This window comes from Patulibacter defluvii (assembly GCF_034096925.1).
GTDB classification, from domain to species: domain Bacteria; phylum Actinomycetota; class Thermoleophilia; order Solirubrobacterales; family Solirubrobacteraceae; genus Patulibacter; species Patulibacter defluvii.
Window position 1 is genome coordinate 206,631 of record NZ_JAWZSQ010000002.1, and the last position, 16,716, is coordinate 223,346.

General features: G+C 75.4%; 15 protein-coding genes. 11 read left to right on the forward strand and 4 right to left on the reverse strand.

The genetic code is table 11. The features are described from left to right. Positions 1-21 precede the first annotated feature (21 nt). From mbhE to mnhG, 6 genes are read left to right on the forward strand one after another with little or no spacing between them, the layout of a single operon-like run. Entirely contained in the window at positions 22-3,009 is a 2,988-nt protein-coding gene (mbhE, locus tag SH587_RS03085; RefSeq protein ID WP_320669093.1) for a hydrogen gas-evolving membrane-bound hydrogenase subunit E, read from the forward strand. Further along, positions 3,006-3,485, forward strand: a complete 480-nt coding sequence (locus tag SH587_RS03090) for a Na(+)/H(+) antiporter subunit C (RefSeq protein WP_320669094.1) — start codon at positions 3,006-3,008, stop codon at positions 3,483-3,485. Before mbhE ends, SH587_RS03090 begins: the two co-directional genes overlap by 4 nt. Continuing rightward, positions 3,482-5,119: a Na+/H+ antiporter subunit D gene (locus SH587_RS03095; RefSeq protein WP_320669095.1), complete on the forward strand. Its 1,638-nt coding sequence runs from the start codon at positions 3,482-3,484 to the stop codon at positions 5,117-5,119. The genes SH587_RS03090 and SH587_RS03095 overlap by 4 nt, the downstream gene beginning before the upstream one ends. Further along, entirely contained in the window at positions 5,119-5,709 is a 591-nt protein-coding gene (locus SH587_RS03100; RefSeq protein ID WP_320669096.1) for a Na+/H+ antiporter subunit E, read from the forward strand. Before SH587_RS03095 ends, SH587_RS03100 begins: the two co-directional genes overlap by 1 nt. Then, the gene (locus tag SH587_RS03105; RefSeq protein WP_320669097.1) at positions 5,706-5,999 is read left to right on the forward strand and encodes an MrpF/PhaF family protein; all 294 of its coding nucleotides are present in this window, start codon (positions 5,706-5,708) and stop codon (positions 5,997-5,999) included. Before SH587_RS03100 ends, SH587_RS03105 begins: the two co-directional genes overlap by 4 nt. Continuing rightward, positions 5,996-6,367 (forward strand): monovalent cation/H(+) antiporter subunit G, encoded by a 372-nt coding sequence (gene mnhG, locus SH587_RS03110; protein ID WP_320669098.1) that lies wholly within the window; start codon positions 5,996-5,998, stop codon positions 6,365-6,367. The genes SH587_RS03105 and mnhG overlap by 4 nt, the downstream gene beginning before the upstream one ends. A 43-nt stretch (positions 6,368-6,410) precedes the next feature. On the opposite strand, the gene SH587_RS03115 is transcribed toward mnhG, so the two are convergent. Next, entirely contained in the window at positions 6,411-7,307 is an 897-nt protein-coding gene (locus SH587_RS03115; RefSeq protein WP_320669099.1) for an alpha/beta fold hydrolase, read from the reverse strand. 68 nt (positions 7,308-7,375) lie between these two features. On the opposite strand from SH587_RS03115, the gene SH587_RS03120 reads away from it, so the two are divergent. Next, positions 7,376-8,902 carry an ABC1 kinase family protein gene (locus SH587_RS03120; protein WP_320669100.1) on the forward strand — a complete coding sequence of 509 codons (1,527 nt, stop codon included), beginning with the start codon at positions 7,376-7,378 and terminating at the stop codon, positions 8,900-8,902. Between the two features lie 18 nt (positions 8,903-8,920). Here the strand turns inward: SH587_RS03120 and SH587_RS03125 are convergent, their stop codons facing one another. Genes SH587_RS03125 through SH587_RS03135 form a run of 3 tightly spaced genes read right to left on the reverse strand, consistent with a single transcriptional unit; the run spans position 8,921 to position 11,951 of the window. After that, positions 8,921-9,694 carry an SDR family NAD(P)-dependent oxidoreductase gene (locus tag SH587_RS03125; RefSeq protein WP_320669101.1) on the reverse strand — a complete coding sequence of 258 codons (774 nt, stop codon included), beginning with the start codon at positions 9,692-9,694 and terminating at the stop codon, positions 8,921-8,923. Then, entirely contained in the window at positions 9,691-10,728 is a 1,038-nt protein-coding gene (locus SH587_RS03130; protein WP_320669102.1) for a phosphotransferase family protein, read from the reverse strand. Before SH587_RS03130 ends, SH587_RS03125 begins: the two co-directional genes overlap by 4 nt. An 8-nt stretch (positions 10,729-10,736) precedes the next feature. After that, positions 10,737-11,951, reverse strand: coding sequence for a dihydrolipoamide acetyltransferase family protein (locus SH587_RS03135; protein WP_320669103.1), 1,215 nt, complete (start codon positions 11,949-11,951; stop codon positions 10,737-10,739). A 227-nt stretch (positions 11,952-12,178) separates the two neighbouring features. Here SH587_RS03135 and SH587_RS03140 point away from each other — a divergent pair, with 227 nt between their 5' ends. Genes SH587_RS03140 through SH587_RS03155 form a run of 4 tightly spaced genes read left to right on the forward strand, consistent with a single transcriptional unit; the run spans position 12,179 to position 16,686 of the window. After that, on the forward strand, positions 12,179-13,111 hold the full coding sequence (locus SH587_RS03140; RefSeq protein ID WP_320669104.1) for an alpha/beta hydrolase: 933 nt from the start codon (positions 12,179-12,181) through the stop codon (positions 13,109-13,111). Between the two features lie 14 nt (positions 13,112-13,125). After that, positions 13,126-14,757 carry an AMP-binding protein gene (locus SH587_RS03145; RefSeq protein WP_320669105.1) on the forward strand — a complete coding sequence of 544 codons (1,632 nt, stop codon included), beginning with the start codon at positions 13,126-13,128 and terminating at the stop codon, positions 14,755-14,757. Next, positions 14,754-15,713, forward strand: a complete 960-nt coding sequence (locus SH587_RS03150) for a thiamine pyrophosphate-dependent dehydrogenase E1 component subunit alpha (RefSeq protein WP_320669106.1) — start codon at positions 14,754-14,756, stop codon at positions 15,711-15,713. The genes SH587_RS03145 and SH587_RS03150 overlap by 4 nt, the downstream gene beginning before the upstream one ends. Next, positions 15,706-16,686: an alpha-ketoacid dehydrogenase subunit beta gene (locus tag SH587_RS03155; RefSeq protein ID WP_320669107.1), complete on the forward strand. Its 981-nt coding sequence runs from the start codon at positions 15,706-15,708 to the stop codon at positions 16,684-16,686. Before SH587_RS03150 ends, SH587_RS03155 begins: the two co-directional genes overlap by 8 nt. Positions 16,687-16,716 lie beyond the last annotated feature (30 nt).

Below are 16,716 nucleotides of genomic sequence, written 5' to 3' on the forward strand. Positions count from 1 at the left end.
GTCCGCGGCCCCGACCGGCGCGTGACGGTCGTCCTCCTCGCCCACGCCGCGATCGCCCTCGCGGCGCCGTTGCTCGTCGGTCGGCTCGGACGCAAGGCGTTCCTGCTGCTGGCGCTGGTGCCGCTGGCCGCGACCGCCTGGCTGGCCACGCAGGTCGGCACCGTCGACGGCGGCGGGACCGTCGTCGACGTCCGCTCGTGGGTGCCGACCTTCGGGCTCGACCTGGCTTTCCGGCTCGACGCGCTGTCGCTGCTGCTGGCGCTGGTGGCCGCCGGCGTCGGGGCGCTGGTGCTCGCCTACTGCGCCCGCTACTTCGGCGACGACGAGCCCGGGCTGGGCCGCTTCGCCGGCGTCCTGGTCGGCTTCGCCGGGGCGATGCTGGGGCTGGTCCTGGCCGACGACCTGCTGCTGCTCTACGTCTTCTGGGAGCTGACGACGGTCCTCTCGTTCCTGCTGATCGGGCACGCGACCGATCGCGACGGAGCGCGGCGGGCGGCGATGGACGCGCTGATCGTCACCACCCTCGGCGGGCTGGCGATGCTGGTCGGCGCGGTGATGGTCGGTGAGGCCGCGGGCACCTACCGGATCTCCGAGATCGTCGCCCACCCGCCGACCGGCGCCACCGTCCAGATCGGCGTCGGGCTGCTGCTGGTCGGGGCGATCTCGAAGTCGGCGCTGGTGCCCTTCCACTTCTGGCTGCCGGCGGCGATGGCGGCGCCGACCCCGGTCAGCGCCTACCTGCACGCGGCGGCGATGGTCAAGGCCGGCGTCTACCTGGTCGCGCGGCTGGCTCCGGGCTTCCACGGGGTGATCGGCTGGACCGAGGTGGTGCTCGTCCTCGGCCTGGCGACGATGCTGCTCGGCGGCCTGCGGGCGCTGCGCCAGAACGACCTCAAGCTGCTGCTCGCCTACGGGACGGTCAGCCAGCTGGGCCTGCTGGTGGTGCTGGTCGGCGCCGGCACCCGCGACGCCGCGCTCGCCGGCCTGGCGATGCTGGTCGCTCACGCGCTCTACAAGGCGGCGCTGTTCCTGGTGGTCGGGATCATCGACCGATCGACCGGCACCCGCGACCTGCGCTCGCTCTCCGGGCTCCGCCGCAGCCGTCCGCGGCTGGCGCTGGTCGGCACGCTCGCCGCCGCCTCGATGGCCGGGGTGCCGCCGCTGGCCGGGTTCGCCGCCAAGGAGACGATGTTCGGCGCCTTCGAGCACGGCGGGACCGCCGACGCGCTGGTGCTGGCCGCGCTGGTCCTCGGCTCGATCCTGACCGCCGCCTACGCCGCCCGCTTCGCCTGGGGCGCGTTCGCCGACAAGCCCGACGCGCCCGACCGCCGCTGCCAGCGCCCCGAGGCCGCCTTCGAGGCCGCCCCGGCGCTGCTGGCCGCGGCCGGGCTGGTGGTCGGGCTGGCGGCGTCGCGGCTCGACGGGCTGCTCGGGCGCTACGCCGCCACCCTCCCCGGCGGCGACGAGGCCCCGCTGCACCTGGCCGCCTGGCACGGACTCGGGCTGCCGCTGCTGCTGACCGCGGTCGCGCTGGCCGGCGGCGCGGCGATCTTCCTGCTCCAGCGCTCCGGCCGCAGCTGGCCGCTGGTGCTGCCGCGGCCGGTCGGCGCCGCGCTCGCCACGACCGGCGGCGGGGCCGGCTCCGGGAAAGGCACCGGCCCGAGCCGCCCGAAGGCCCGCCCCTGGAGCCACCTGCGCGACGCCCGCGAGTGCTACGTGCGGCTGATCGCGGCGACCGAGCGGCTGGCCGTCGGCGCCGCCCGCACCACCCAGTCCGGCTCGCTGCCCGCGTACCTGATGACGATCCTGCTGGTCCTGATCGCGGCGCTGACCACGGCGCTGCTGCTGGGCCTGCCGTGGGAGGTCGACCTGCGGACCTGGGACTCGCCGGCCCAGGCGATGGTGGCGGTGCTGGTCGCGGCGGCCGCGGTCCTGGCCCTCCGCGCCCGCCGGCGGCTGAAGGCGGTGATGATCGGCGGCGTCGTCGGCTACGGCGTCGCGATGCTGTTCGCGCTCCAGGGCGCGCCCGACCTGGCGCTGACCCAGTTCCTGGTCGAGACCGTCTCGCTGGTGGTGATCGTGCTGGTGCTGCGGCGGCTGCCGGCCCACTTCACCGGCACCGTCAGCCACGCCGGCCGCCGCCGGCTGCACCTGCTGGTCGGGGTCGCGGTCGGGGTGCTGATGACGCTGGTGACGATCGTCGCGCTCGGCGCCCGCGAGGCGGTCCCCGTCTCCGAGGGGATGGCCGCCGCCGCCCAGGCCGCCGGCGGCAAGAACATCGTCAACACGACCCTGGTCGACGTCCGCGCCTGGGACACGATGGGCGAGCTGGCGGTGCTGGTGGTCGCCGCCACCGGCGTCACCAGCCTGATCTTCCTCCGCCGCCGCTCGCGGGCGCTGCCGCGGCTGACCGACGCCGAGGACAGCGAGGCGGTCTGGCGGACCGACCCGCCGCCGGTCGCGCCGGCGCTGCTCGTCACCCAGACCCCGGCCGGCGGCGCCGCCGAGGCCCGCCGCGCCCGCGAGTGGCTGGTGGCGGAGAACACGCTCGCGCCCGAGCGGCGGTCGATCCTGCTCGAGGTCGTGGTGCGGCTGATCTTCCACACCGTGCTGGTGCTGAGCGTCTACCTGCTGCTGGCCGGCCACGACTTCCCCGGCGGCGGCTTCGCGGGCGGGATCGTCGCCGGGCTGGCGCTGACGATCCGCTACCTGGCCGGCGGCCGCTACGAGCTGGGCGAGACCGCCCCGGTCGGCGCCGGGCTGCTGATCGGGCTCGGCCTGGTGCTGGCCACCGGCACCGGGCTCGCGGGGGCGATCTTCGGCGACGCGATCCTCGAGGGCGGCAAGGTCGTCGTCGACCTGCCGGTGGTGGCGCCGCTGAAGCTCTACAGCTCGACCGCCTTCGACATCGGGGTCTACCTGGTGGTCGTCGGCGTCGTGCTCGACGTGCTGCGCAGCTTCGGGTCGGAGATCGACCGCCAGGTCGACGCCGAGGAGCACGCCCGATGAGCCTGGTGCTCGCGCTCGTCGTCGGGGTCCTCTGCGCCAGCGGCGTGGTGCTGCTGCTGGAGCGCAGCCTGACCCGGGTGATGGTCGGCGTCGCGCTGCTCGGCAACGGCATCAACGTGCTGATCCTGGCGATGGGCGGCAAGGCCGGCCGGGCCCCGATCCTCGGCGGCAACGACGACCGGCCGATGAGCGATCCGCTGCCGCAGGTGCTGATCCTGACCTCGATCGTCATCACCTTCGCGCTGACCGCGTTCCTGCTCGCGCTCGCCTACCGCAGCTGGCAGCTGCAGGGCAGCGACGAGGTCCAGGACGACATCGACGACCGGCTGGTCGCGCGCCGTGCCGCCGAGGAGCCGACCGACACCGGCGCCGACGCCGAGGCCGAGGCGGAGGCCGACGCGGCCGCCGCCGCCGGCGAGACCGGCGAGCACGACGTGCTGCCGGGCACCGGGACCGGGACGGAGCTGCCGCGATGAGCGTCACCTCGCTGGTCGCCCTGCCGGTGATCCTGCCGCTGTTCGCGGCCGGCCTGAAGTTCGCGATCGGCCCGCGGCTGCCGAAGCTGCACCGGCTGATCAGCGTCGGGACCCTGGCCGCGGTGCTGGCGATCGCCGTCGTGCTGCTGGTGGCCGCCGACCGCGACGGCCCGCAGGTGGCGGCGATGGGCGGCTGGGACCCGCCGCTGGGGATCACGCTGGTGGCCGACCGGCTGTCGGCGCTGATGCTGGTGATCTCGGCCTCGGTGACCCTCTGCGTCCTGATCTACTCGTACGGCCAGGGCACCGCCGACGAGGAGGAGGGGCTGCCGCTGGCGGTCTTCCACCCGACCTTCCTGGTGCTGTCGGCCGGCGTCTCGAACGCGTTCCTGGCCGGCGACCTCTTCAACCTCTACGTCGGCTTCGAGATCCTGCTCGTCTCCAGCTACGTGCTGATCACGCTCGGCGGGACCGCGTCGCGGATCCGCTCGGGCGCGACCTACGTGGTGGTCAGCGTCCTCTCGTCGCTGCTCTTCCTGGCCGCGATTGGGCTGGTCTACGGCGCCACCGGGACGATCAACCTGGCCGACCTGGCCAGCAAGCTCGACGGCCTCGACGACGGGATGCGGCTGATCCTGCAGCTGGCGCTGCTGCTGGCGTTCGGGATCAAGGCGGCGGTCTTCCCCGTCTCCGCCTGGCTGCCGGACAGCTATCCGACCGCGCCGGCGCCGGTGACCGCGGTCTTCGCCGGCCTGCTGACGAAGGTCGGCGTCTACGCGGTGATCCGGACCGAGACGCTGCTCTTCCCCGACGGCCGGGTCGACAGCGTGCTGCTGGTCGTGGCGCTGCTGACGATGGTGGTCGGGATCCTCGGCGCGGTCGCCCAGACCGACATCAAGCGGATGCTGTCGTTCACCCTCGTCAGCCACATCGGCTACATGGTGTTCGGGATCGCGCTCAGCTCGCAGCTGGGGCTGGCCGGGGCGGTCTTCTACGTGGTCCACCACATCACGATCCAGACCACGCTCTTCCTGACCACCGGGATGATCGAGCGGCGCGCGGGGTCGACCTCGACCGAGCGGATCGGCGGGCTGGCGAAGACCGCGCCGCTGGTGGCGATCCTCTTCTTCCTGCCGGCGATGAACCTGGCCGGGATCCCGCCGTTCTCCGGCTTCCTCGGCAAGCTGGCCCTGATCCAGGCCGGGGTCGTCGACGGCACCGCGCTGGCCTGGATCCTGGTCGCCGGCAGCGTCCTGACCAGCCTGCTGACCCTCTACGCGGTCGGCAAGGTCTGGAGCCGGGTCTTCTGGCGCGCGCCGCGGGTGGCGCTGCGGGGACCGGACGGGGCGGTCGTGCACGGGACCGACGAGGCCGGCGCGGCCGAGGCCGACCGCGACCGCGGCGGGGCGGGGATCGGCGGCGAGGTGGTCGGCGCGACGCTCTCCGGCCGCGCGATCACCACCAGCTCGGCGATGCCGAAGGCGATGACCGGGGCGACGGTGGCGCTGGTCGCGCTCGGCCTGGCCTTCACCTTCGCCGCCGGTCCGCTGGCCGCGCTCAGCGACCGCGCGGCTGAGGAGCTGCGCGACCGCTCCGTCTACGTGACCGCCGTCGACCAGCGGGAGGCCCGCTGATGCCGTCGCGGATCCGGCGGATCCGGCGGCGGGTGGCGGGGGCGTGGATCCTGCAGCCGGTCACCGCCGTCTGGCTGGTGCTGCTGTGGCTGCTGCTCTGGGGCCGGGTGACGCCGGGCCTGACGCTGTCGGGGATCGTCGTCGCGGCGCTGGTGATGCTGCTCTTCCCGCTGGCCCCGATCGCGGTCGACGGCCGGCCGCGGCCGCTGGCGACGCTGGCCTTCGTGGTCCGCTTCGCCAGCGACGTGCTGTGGGCCAGCGCCCAGGTCGCCTGGCTGGCGGTCCGGCCCGGCCCCGAACCGCCGACGGCGGTGATCGGCCTGCGGCTGCGGACCCGCTCCGACCTGCTGCTGACGCTGGTGGCCGAGGCGCTGGGCCTGGTCCCGGGCAGCCTGGTGGTCGAGGTCGACCGCCGCGAGCGGATCCTCTACCTGCACCTGATCGGGGTCCGCGACCGCGCGGCCGTCGAGCGCGAGCGGCGGCGGGCGTGGGCGCTGGAGGCGCGGATGATCCGGGCGATCGGCTCGCCCGAGGACCGCGCCGCGCTGGCCTGCTGGCGGCCGCCCGAGGACGAGGAGGCGACGCGATGACGGTGGTGATCTGGATCGCCGGGGCGGCGCTCGGGCTCGGCGCGCTGATGGCGCTGGTGCGGGTCGTCCGCGGCCCGGCGGTGCTCGACCGGATGGTCGGGCTCGACGTCTTCCTCTCGTGCCTGATCGGCGGGATCGGGCTGGAGGCGGCCTTCAACCGCCACGGCACGACGCTGCCGATCCTGGCCGTGCTGGCGCTGCTCGGCTTCGTCGGCTCGGTCGCGGTGGCGCGGTTCGCCGCGGGCGACGAGGACGAGCCGCGGGGCGACGCGGGAGGGCCGCGGCCGTGAGCGGCGCCGCCGACGTCCTCTCCGCCGTCTGCCTGGTGCTCGGGGCGGGGCTCTCGCTGGCCGCCGGGATCGGGGTGCTGCGGTTCCCCGACCTGCTGAGCCGGATGCACGCTGCGTCGAAGCCGCAGGTGCTGGGGCTGCTGCTGATCCTGACCGGCGTCGGGCTGCGGCTGCGGACCGGGATCGACGTCACGACCCTGGTGCTGGTGGCGGTCTTCCAGCTGATGACGGCGCCGGTCGCCGCCCACATGGTCGGCCGTGCCGCCTACCGCACCCGCCGCGTCCGCCGCGACCTGCTGATCGTCGACGAGCTGTCGGAGCGGCTCGACGAGGCGACGGCGTCGTCGCAGGACGAGCCGCCGCGCTGACCGGGGCGCGTTCGGTACCGGTGGGGTGCGAAACGCGCCCCGGTCAGCGGCCGGCGACGAAGGTGGCGATCGCCTCGGCGACCCGCGCGGGGTCCTCGACCTGCGGGTAGTGGCCGAGGTCGGCGAAGGTCGTCAGCTCGGCGGCGGGGCGCAGCTCGCGGAGGGCGTCGAGGACCGCGGTGGTGGCGACCGGGTCGAGCAGGCCCCAGGCCAGCCCCAGTCGGCCGTCCCACTCGCGCAGGGCGCCGTGCCAGCGCTCAGCGAAGGCGACCCGCTGGCCGTTGTAGGTGGCCAGCCGGTGGGCGTTGCGGTGGCCGCCGTCGTGGGCGGCCAGGGCCCACTGGGCGGCGGCCTCGGCCGGGTCGAGCGGGTGGCCGGGGGAGAAGAGCGCCGCCATCTGGCGGGTGAAGACCCGCTGGTTGGAGAGCCGCGCCACCAGCGGGCCGAGCGGCGAGCGGAGCAGCTTCTGGATCGGCCGCAGACTGGCCCGCTCGACCACCACCGAGCCGTTGCTGAGCAGCACCCCGGCGAGCGCGAACGGCAGCCGGCCCTCGATCTCGCGCGCGATCAGCTCGTTGGCGACGGTCGTGCCCATGTCGTGGGCGACGATCACCAGCGGCCGGTCGATCCCCGCCGCGGCGACCACCCCCTCGGTCAGGTCGGCCTGCTCGAAGAGGTCGTTGTCGTGGCCGCGCGGCTTCTCCGAGAGCCCGAAGCCGAGGAAGTCGAAGGTCAGCGCCTCATGCCCGGGTAGCCGCTCGATCGTCGCCCGCCAGTCGAACGAGGCGGTCGGGAAGCCGTGCAGGAGCAGCAGCGGCGGGGCGTCGGGGGCGCTGCCGTCGCCCACGCGATGGCGGACGAACAGCCGCCGGCCGGCGATCGTCGCGGTGCGACCGCCGTCGCGCCAGGCGCGGACGGCGGGCGGGAGAGCGGCCACCATGGGGCGCCAGCCTAGACGGTGCGCTGTCGCACAGACAGCGGGGTTGCGACCGCTGGTAGTTTGCGGCGATGACGGCGACCTCCGCGGCTCCCGACGTGTCGGCGCCCCCGCCGCTGCCGAACCGCGTGCTGCTGCTGCGCGGCTCGCGGCTGCTCGACGAGCTGCCCGGGCTCCGCGCCCAGTCGCTGGCCTGGCACGCCGCCGCCAACGCCGGCCGCCGGGCGCTCGCCGCCGAGGCCGAGCGGATCGCCAGCCCGCGGATCTGGCCCGACACGCTCGGGGCGCTGGCCGCCACCGGCTGGCGGGTCGCCCGGACCGCCGCGCCCGACGCGCCGGTGGTGCTGGTCGGCGCCGCCGCCACCGCGTTCGGGCTGCCGGTCTCGCCGCCCGACCCGTCGGCGGGCACGATCGCCCGCGCCCAGCGGCTGGTCCGCGCCGGCGGCCCGGCCTACGTCAAGCTGGGCCAGTTCATCGCCAGCGCCCGCGGGCTGCTGCCCGACGCCTGGGTCGACGCCTTCGCCTGGTGCCGCGACGCCGCCCCGCCGCTGCCCGAGGGCACCGCCGAGGAGATCCTGCGCCGCGAGCTGGGCGCCCGCGCCGACGAGCTGGAGATCGAGCCCGAGCCGCTGGCCGCGGCCTCGATCGGCCAGGTCCACCGCGGGCGGTTGCGCGACGGCACCGAGGTCGTCGTCAAGGTCCGCCGGCCCGGGCTGCGGGCCCGCTTCCGCTCCGACATCGAGACCCTGGCGCTGGTCTGCGCCGGCGCCGACCGCGTCAACCAGACGGTGCGGGTGGCGAACCTGCCCGGCTTCGTCGGCGTCTTCGCCCGGCTCTCGCTGGAGGAGCTGGACTTCCGGCTCGAGGCGGCGAACCTGGTCGAGTCGATCGCGGTCCTCGAGGACCTCGGCGTCGACGGCGTGCGGGTGCCGCGGCCGCTGCCGGGGATGGTCAGCGAGCGGGTGATCGTGATGGAGCACCTGCCCGGCGTCTCCTACGCGCGGCTGGCCGAGCAGCCCGGCGGGACCGAGGTCGACGGCCAGCGGCTGCTGGAGACCGGGATGCGGGCGGTGCTCGAGGCGACGCTCCGCCACGGCGTCTTCCACGGCGACCTCCACGCCGGCAACGTGCTGATCGACGGCGACCGCTTCTCGCTCGTCGATCTCGGCCTCTGCGGCCGGCTGACGGCGCTCGAGCGGGCCGGGCTGGTGCGGTTCCTGATCGGCTTCGCCGGCGCCGACGCGCGGATGCAGGTCGAGGCGATGCGCTCGTTCGGAGCGCTGGCCCCGGACAGCGACGTCGACCTGCTGGTCGAGCGGTTCCAGGCCGAGATCGACCGGCTGGCCGAGCGCAGCGACGGCGCCGTCACCTTCGACCGCCTCGGGCTGACCCTGGGGCGGCTGCTGGGGGTGCTGGCCGGCGGCGGCGTGCGGATCCCGAAGGAGCTGGTGCTCTTCTTCAAGAACCTGCTCTACCTGGGCGACTTCGCCGCCAGCGTGGCGCCCGACGCCGACGTGATGACGGTCGTCGAGCAGCTGCTGCGCGACATCTTCGCCGGGCCCGACGGCCAGGGGCTGGTGGCGCTCGTCCAGCCCTGACCGGCGCCGTGGCCGCGATCAGGCGATCGTCAGGCCGCCGTCGACCACGATCGTCTGGCCGGTGATGTACCCCGCGCCGGGGCCGGCCAGGAAGACGACGGTCGCGGCCAGCTCGCGCGGGTCGCCGGTGCGGCCGGCGAGGATCCGCTGGGCCTGCCGCTCCAGGTAGCCCTCGTGGTACTGCTCGGTCATCTCCGAGGCGAAGAAGCCGGGCGCGACCGAGTTGACCCGGATCCCGCGGCGCCCGGTCCACTGCTGGGCGAGGTCGCGGGTGAGCCCGTCGAGACCGGCCTTGCTGGCCGCGTAGGCGGCCTGCGGGAGCCCGGCGGTGGTGATCCCGAGGACGCTGGAGATGTTGATGATGCTGCCGCCCTCGGTCATCGTCGCGGCCGCCGCCTGGGCGGTCCAGTAGGCGCCGGCGAGGTTGACGTCGATCACCGAGCGGAACTGCTCCGGCGTCTCCTTCAGGGCCGGCACGGCGGTCCCGATCCCGGCGTTGTTGACCAGCACGTCGACCCGCCCCAGCTGCTCGACGGCGGCCGCGACCAGCGCCCGGCAGCTGTCGGGGTCGGCGACGTCGGTGGCGACCGCGACGGCCCGGCGGCCGGTCGCCTCGACCAGCGCCTTCGTCTGCTCCAGCCGGTCGACGCGGCGGGCGCCGAGGACGACGTCGGCCCCCGCCTCGGCCAGCGCCTGGGCGAACGCGACGCCGAGGCCGGAGGAGGCGCCGGTGACGATCGCCACCCGGCCGTGGAGCCCGAAGGCGTCGAGGATCGGAGAGGGAACGCTCATGCGACGGGAGTCTCCTCGATCAGGGCCCGCGCGCGGCGCGCGAGCCGGGGGACGCCCGCGCCGAGGCGGGCGAAGTAGGGATCGGTCGTGGCCCCGGCGAGGTGGCGGCCGTAGCTGACCTCGAGGAAGATCGCCGCCTTCCAGACCGCCAGCGCCTGGTACCAGCGGAGCCCGGCGACGTCGCGCCCGGAGCGCTCGGCGTAGCGGGCGGCCAGCTGCTCGCGGTCGGCGAAACCGGGGCCGCGGGTGACGGCGCCGAGGGCCAGCATCGGGTCGTCCTCGGGATCGCCGGGTCGGGCCCACATCGCGGTCAGGTAGCCGAGGTCGGCGAGCGGGTCGCCGATCGTGGCCAGCTCCCAGTCGAGGATCGCGGTCAGCCGCAGCGGCCCGCCGTCGGTGGCCAGCATCACGTTGCCGAGCCGGTAGTCGCCGTGGACGACGGTCGCCGGGCCGGACGCCGACCGGGTCGCGCGCAGCCGCTCGGCGGTCGCCTCCAGGTCGGGCAGCGGGCGGGTGCCGTGCTCGGCCAGCAGCGCGCCGAACCGCCGCAGCTGCCGGTCGAGGTAGCCGTCGGGACGGCCGAGCCCGGCCAGCCCCTCGGCGCCCGGATCGACGGCGTGCAGCTCGACCAGCGCGTCGACCAGCCGCTCGCCGATCTCGGCCGCGCGGGCGGGACCGGCCAGCGCCGCGGGGACGCGGTCGGTCAGCACGTGGCCGTCGAGGAACGGCATCAGGTAGAACGGCGCGCCGATCGTGGCCGGGTCGTCGCCGACGGCCAGCACCTCCGGCACCCGCACGCCGGCCGGCCGCAGCGCCCGCAGCAGCCGCGCCTCGCGCAGGACGTCGTGGGCTGAGGGCGCCAGCGGTCCGAGCGGCGGGCGCCGCAGCACCATCCGCCGGTCGCGGCGACGCAGCAGGTAGGTCAGGTTCGAGTGGCCCTCGCCGATCGCGACCGCGGCGACCGGTCCGCGGCCGAGCCCGTGGGCGTCGAGGAAGGCGGTCAGCGGCGCCAGCGGCAGCGCGGGATCGCTCATCGGGTCGCTCACAGCGCCAGCCGCAGCGGGGCTTCGAGCCGCTCGCGGATCCGGCCGAGGAAGCGGGCGGCGTCGGCGCCGTAGAGGATCCGGTGGTCGCAGGTCAGGCTCAGCCGCATCGTCGAACGCGGCACGAAGCCGCCGGCGTCCTCGTCCCAGCGCGGCTGCAGCGCCACCCGGCCGACGGCCAGGATCGCGGCCTGCGGCGGGTTCAGGACCGCGGTGAAGCGGTCGATCCCGAACATCCCCAGGTTCGAGACGGTGAAGGTGCCGCCGCCGAGGTCGGCGGGGGCGATCGAGCCGTCGCGGACCCGCTGGGCCAGCGCCCGCGTCTCCTCGGCGATCCGGCCCAGCGCCTTGCGGTCGGCGTCGAAGATCGTCGGCACCACCAGCGCGTCGTCAGCGGCGACCGCGACCCCGACGTTGATCCGCTCGAAGAGCGCGAAGCCGTCCTCGCCGAAGGCGCCGTTGGCCCGCGGGAACTCGCGCAGGGCCAGCGCGCTGGCCCGCACCACCAGGTCGTTGAGCGACGGCAGCGGGTCGTCGCCGTCGAGCCGCCGCCGCTCGTCGCGCAGCGCGACCGCGGCGGTCATGTCGACGTCGACCTCGAGCACGAACTCGGGGGCGGTGGTCTTCGCCGTCAGCATCCGCTCGGCGATCGTGCGCTGGATCCGGCTCAGCGGCTCGACGGCGACGGCGCCGCGGCCGCCCTCCGCGACCGGCGCCGGGGCGGCGGCCGGCCGCGGCGCGTCGGCGTGGGCCTCGACGTCGGCCTTCTGCACCCGCCCGCGCGGCCCGCTGCCGGCGACCGCGCCGAGGTCGACCCCGAGCCGCCGGGCCATCCGCCGCGCGACCGGCGAGGCGCGGACGTCGCCGGCGGCGCCCGCGGCGGGGACGGGGGAGGAGGACGGCGGGGCGGCGGGCGGCGGCCCGTCGTCCGCTGGGGTGGGCGACGCGCCGGCCGCGGGCGCAACCTCCGCCGCCGCGCCGTCCTCCTCCCCGATCCGCGCGATCGGATGGCCGACCGGGTGCGTCTCGCCGGCCTCGGCCAGGATCGTCAGCGGCCCGTCGGCCTCGGCCTGGCAGGCCATCGTGGCCTTGTCGGTCTCGATCTCGACGACGTCCTCGCCCGCCGCGACCCGCTCGCCGGGCTGCTTCAGCCAGGCGACGATCGTGCCCTCCTCCATCGTGTCCGAGAGGCGGGGCATGGCAAGGACGGGCATCGGCGCTCCGGGGGTCGGACAGCAGGGGACCGGCGGCGATTCTGCTGCCGCCGAAGGGCCCGCGGCTACCTCCGATCGGACCCCGCGCCCCCTCCGATCGGACGCTTCTCGGCCGGGCCGCGAACAACCTCCGATCGGACGGTCCGGCGGCCCCGGAACGGCGGCTAGCGTCGGCTCCCGCCGGTGGAGGTCCGCCGGCCGACGACCCCCGACAGGAGCAGCGCGACGTGCGACGAGACGTGGAGTTCACCAGCGGCGAGGACACCATCCGCGGATGGCTCTACACGCCCGACGAGGGCGACGGCCCGTTCCCGACGATCGTGATGGCCGGCGGCTGGTGCTACGTGAAGGAGCTCGTCCAGCCGCACTACGCCGAGATGTACGCCCAGGCCGGGTTCGCCGCGCTGCTCTTCGACTACCGCAACTTCGGGGCCAGCGGCGGCAAGCGGCGCCAGCACATCGACCCGGTCTGGCAGGTCGAGGACTACAAGAACGCGATCTCGTTCGCCGAGACGCTGGACGAGGTCGATCGCGACCGGATCGGCGTCTGGGGCCTCTCGTACAGCGGCGGCCACGCGCTGATCGTCGGCGCCACCGATCCGCGGGTGAAGGTCGTCGCGTCGCAGATCCCGGTCGTCGACGGCTACCGCAACATGCGCCGCGTCCACGGCACGATCGGCTTCCGCGCCTTCGAGCAGGCGATCCTCGACGACCGCCGGCGCCGCTTCGCGACCGGCGAGGACGGCTTCATGCCGCACGCCGCGCCCGACCCGACGACCGAGGTCTCGGCCTGGCCGTTCCCCGAGACCTACGAGACCTTCAAGGAGCTGAAGGTCCGCGAGGCCCCGGCCTACGAGAACCGCTCGACGATCGAGTCGGCCGAGCTGCTGATGAGCTACAGCGTCGACCCGTTCCTGCCGCGGCTGCTCAACACGCCGACGCTGGTGGTGGTGGCCGAGCGCGACGACCTGACCCTCTGGGACCTGGAGATCGAGGCCTACAACAAGCTGCCGACCGCGAAGAAGAAGCTGGTCGTCGTCGGCGACTCGACCCACATGACGCTCTACAGCGACCGCTCGCTGCTGTCGCAGGCCGCCCAGGCCGCGACCGACTGGTTCCTGGAGCACCTGATCGACCCGGTCCCGGCCGTGGCCGCCTGACGGGACCGGTGCCGGTGAGCGCACGATCGGCGGGCGACGGGCGGATCGTCCTGCCGCCCTCGCCCGCGGCCGAGCGCTACGTCGCGCTCGGCGCCTGGAGCGGCGAGCTGGTCGACGCCGCGCTGCGCGAGGGCGCCCGCCGCCACCCGCGGCGGCTGGCGGTGGTCGACGGCGACCGCCGCTGGGACCACGCGACCCTCGACGCCGCCGCCGAGCGCGCGGCGGCGGCCCTCCAGCGGCTCGGCGTCGGGCCCGGCGAGGTCGTCTCGTTCCAGCTGCCGAACCGGATCGAGGCGCTGGTCGTCCACCACGCGGCGCTGCGGATCGGCGCCGTCAGCAACCCGATCGTGCCGATCTACCGCGAGCGCGAGGTCGGCTTCATCCTCCGCCAGGCCCGCTCGCGGGTGCTGGTGGTGCCGGACGTCTTCCGGCGCTTCGACCACCGGGCGATGGCCGAGCGGCTGCGCGACGAGCTGCCCGCGCTGGAGCACGTGCTGGTGGTCGGCGAGCCCGGCCCGGCGAGCACCTCGCTGGAGGCCGTCTGCGCCGCCGCCGACGGGCCGCCGGCCGCCGTCGAGCGCGCATCCCGCGACCCGGCGCTGCTGCTCTACACCTCCGGCACCGAGGCCGAGCCGAAGGGCGTCCTCCACAGCCACGACACGCTGCTGCACGAATGCCGCAGCGTGATCGACCTCTACGCGGTCGACGAGCGCGACGTGGTGCTGATGGCCTCGCCGGTGACCCACATCACCGGCCTGCTCTACGGGATGCAGCTGCCGTTCATGGTCGGCGCGCCGGTCGTGCTGCAGGACACCTGGGACGTCGACCGGGCGCTGCGGCTGATCGCCGACGAGCGCTGCAGCTTCACCGTCGGGGCGACGCCGTTCCTGCACGGGATCGTCCACGCGCCGACGCTGGCCGAGCACGACGTCTCCTCGATGCGGGTCTTCGTCTGCGGCGGGGCCGACATCCCGCCGGCGCTGATCCGGGCCGCCCGCGAGCGGACCGCGATGCTCGCCACCCGCGTCTACGGCTCGACCGAGTGCCCGACGGTGACCGGCAGCGCGCCCGACGCGCCGCTCGACCAGCACGCCGAGAGCGACGGCACGGCGATCGCCCCGACCGAGCTGCGGATCGTCGACGAGGCGGGCTCGCCGCTGCCGACCGGCGCCCGCGGCGAGCTGCAGGTGCGCGGGCCGGAGCTGTGCCTCGGCTACCTGGACCCGGCCCTGAACGGGAAGTCGTTCACCGCCGACGGCTGGTTCCGGACCGGCGACCTGGCCGAGGTCGACGGCGACGGCCGGATGCGGATCGCCGGCCGGATGAAGGACATCATCGTCCGCGGCGGCGAGAACCTGAGCGCCAAGGAGATCGAGGACCTGCTGATCGAGCACCCCGCGATCGAGGAGGTCGCCGTGGTCGGCGCCCCCGACCCGGTGCTCGGCGAGCGGGCCTGCGCGTTCGTCGTCGGCCGGGCGCCGCTCGAGCTGGACGAGCTGGTCGCGTTCCTGCGGGAGCGGCGGCTGGCCAACCAGAAGCTGCCCGAGCGGCTGGAGCTGGTCGACGCGCTGCCGAAGACGGCCAGCGGCAAGGTCCAGAAGCACCGGCTGCGCGCTCGCCTGCGCGACCACGAGGAGGCCCGATGAGCGGCGACGACCACGAGCGGCGGCTCGACGACCTGCGGACGATGGTCCGGATCCGGGCCTTCGAGGAGCGGGTCTCGCGCCACTTCCGCGAGGGCCTGATCCCCGGCTTCGTCCACGTCTCGATCGGCCAGGAGGCGATCGCGGCCGGCGTCTGCGGCGCGCTGCGCGACGACGACTACATCACCACCACCCACCGCGGCCACGGCCACTGCCTGGCCAAGGGCCTCGACGCCGACGGGATGATGGCCGAGCTGTTCGGCCGCGCCACCGGGACCTGCGGCGGCAAGGGCGGCTCGATGCACATCGCCGACCCGTCGATCGGGATCCTCGGCGCCAACGGGATCGTCGCCGCCGGGCTGCCGATCGCGGTCGGGGCGGCGCTGGCGGCCAAGCGCCGCGGCAGCGACGCGGTCGCGGTCGCCTTCGCGGGCGAGGGCACGGTCCACTCCGGTCCCTTCCACGAGGCACTGACCCTGGCCGTGCTGTGGGAGGCGCCGGTGCTGTTCGTGATCGAGAACAACGGCTTCGCCGAGTTCACCGACAGCGAGCGGATGTGGCGCGGCGACCCGCTGGTCGAGCGCGTCCGCGGCTACGGGCTGCACCACGCCGAGCGGATCGACGGCAACGACGTGGCGGGGGTGCGGGCGGCGGTCGAGCCGCTGGTCGCCGCCGCCCGCGCCGGGGCCGGCCCGGCGCTGGTCGAGGCGATGACCTACCGGGTCCACGGCCACTACGAGGGCGACGCGACTCCGTACCGGGACGAGGCCGAGCTGGCCGCCTGGCGCGAGCGCGACCCGATCGAGCGGGCCGTCGCCGTGCTCGAGGCCGCCGGCCACGGCGAGGCGGTGGCGGCGATCCGGGCCGCCGCCGAGGACGAGATCGACCGCGCCGTCGAGCGCGGCCTGGCCGCCCCCTACCCGGAGGCCGGCACCCTGCTGGAGGACGTCCATGGCTGACCCGCGCCCGCCCCGCTACCTGGACGGGGTCCGCGAGGGGCTCGCGGCCGAGATGGAGGCCGATCCCGACGTGGTCCTGATCGGGGTCGACGTCGGGGCCGGGGGCGGGGTCTTCGGGGCGACCCGCGGGCTCCAGGAGCGGTTCGGTCCCGAGCGGGTGATCGACACCCCGATCGCCGAGGCCGGCGTGCTGGGGGCCGCGGTCGGCGCGGCGATGGCCGGCCTGCGCCCGGTGGCGGAGGTGATGTACATGGACTTCGTCACGGTCTGCCTCGACCCGATCGTCAACCAGGCGGCGAAGCTCCGCTACATGACCGGCGGCGGGGCGCGGATCCCGATCGTCTTCCGGACCCAGACCGGCGGCGGGCGCAGCAGCGGGGCCCAGCACTCGCAGAGCCTGGAGGGGCTGCTGGCCCACGTGCCGGGCCTGAAGGTGTTCCTGCCCTCGGATCCCCGCGACGTCGCCGACCTGCTGCGGGCGGCGATCCGCGACGACGGGCCGGTGGTCTTCGTCGAGAACCGGCGGCTCTACAACCGGCGGGCGCCCGAGGGTCCGTGGGAGCCGCTGCCGCCGGGCCGCGCGCGGACCGTCCGCGCCGGCGACGACGTGACCGTGATCGCCTGGGGCCGGATGGTCGACGAGGTCGCCCGCGCCTGCGACGAGCACCTGCCCGACGTCGGCGTCGAGCTGCTCGACCTGCGGACCCTGGCCCCGCTCGACCACGAGGGCCTGGAGCGCAGCGTCCGCCGCACCGGCCGGGCCCTGATCGTCCACGAGGCGGTCGCCGACTTCGGCCCCGGGGCGGAGATCGCCACCCGCCTGACCGAGCGGCTGCTGTACGAGGTCGAGGGCCCGATCCGCCGGCTCGGCGCCGTCGCCGCCCCGACCCCCTACAGCCCGCCGCTGGAGGCGCTGGCGCTGCCGGGACCGGAGGCGATCGCGGCGGCGGTGCGGGGGTTGGTGGAGGAGTGAACCCCCGTTCGGAGGTGCCGCCGCCCCGGC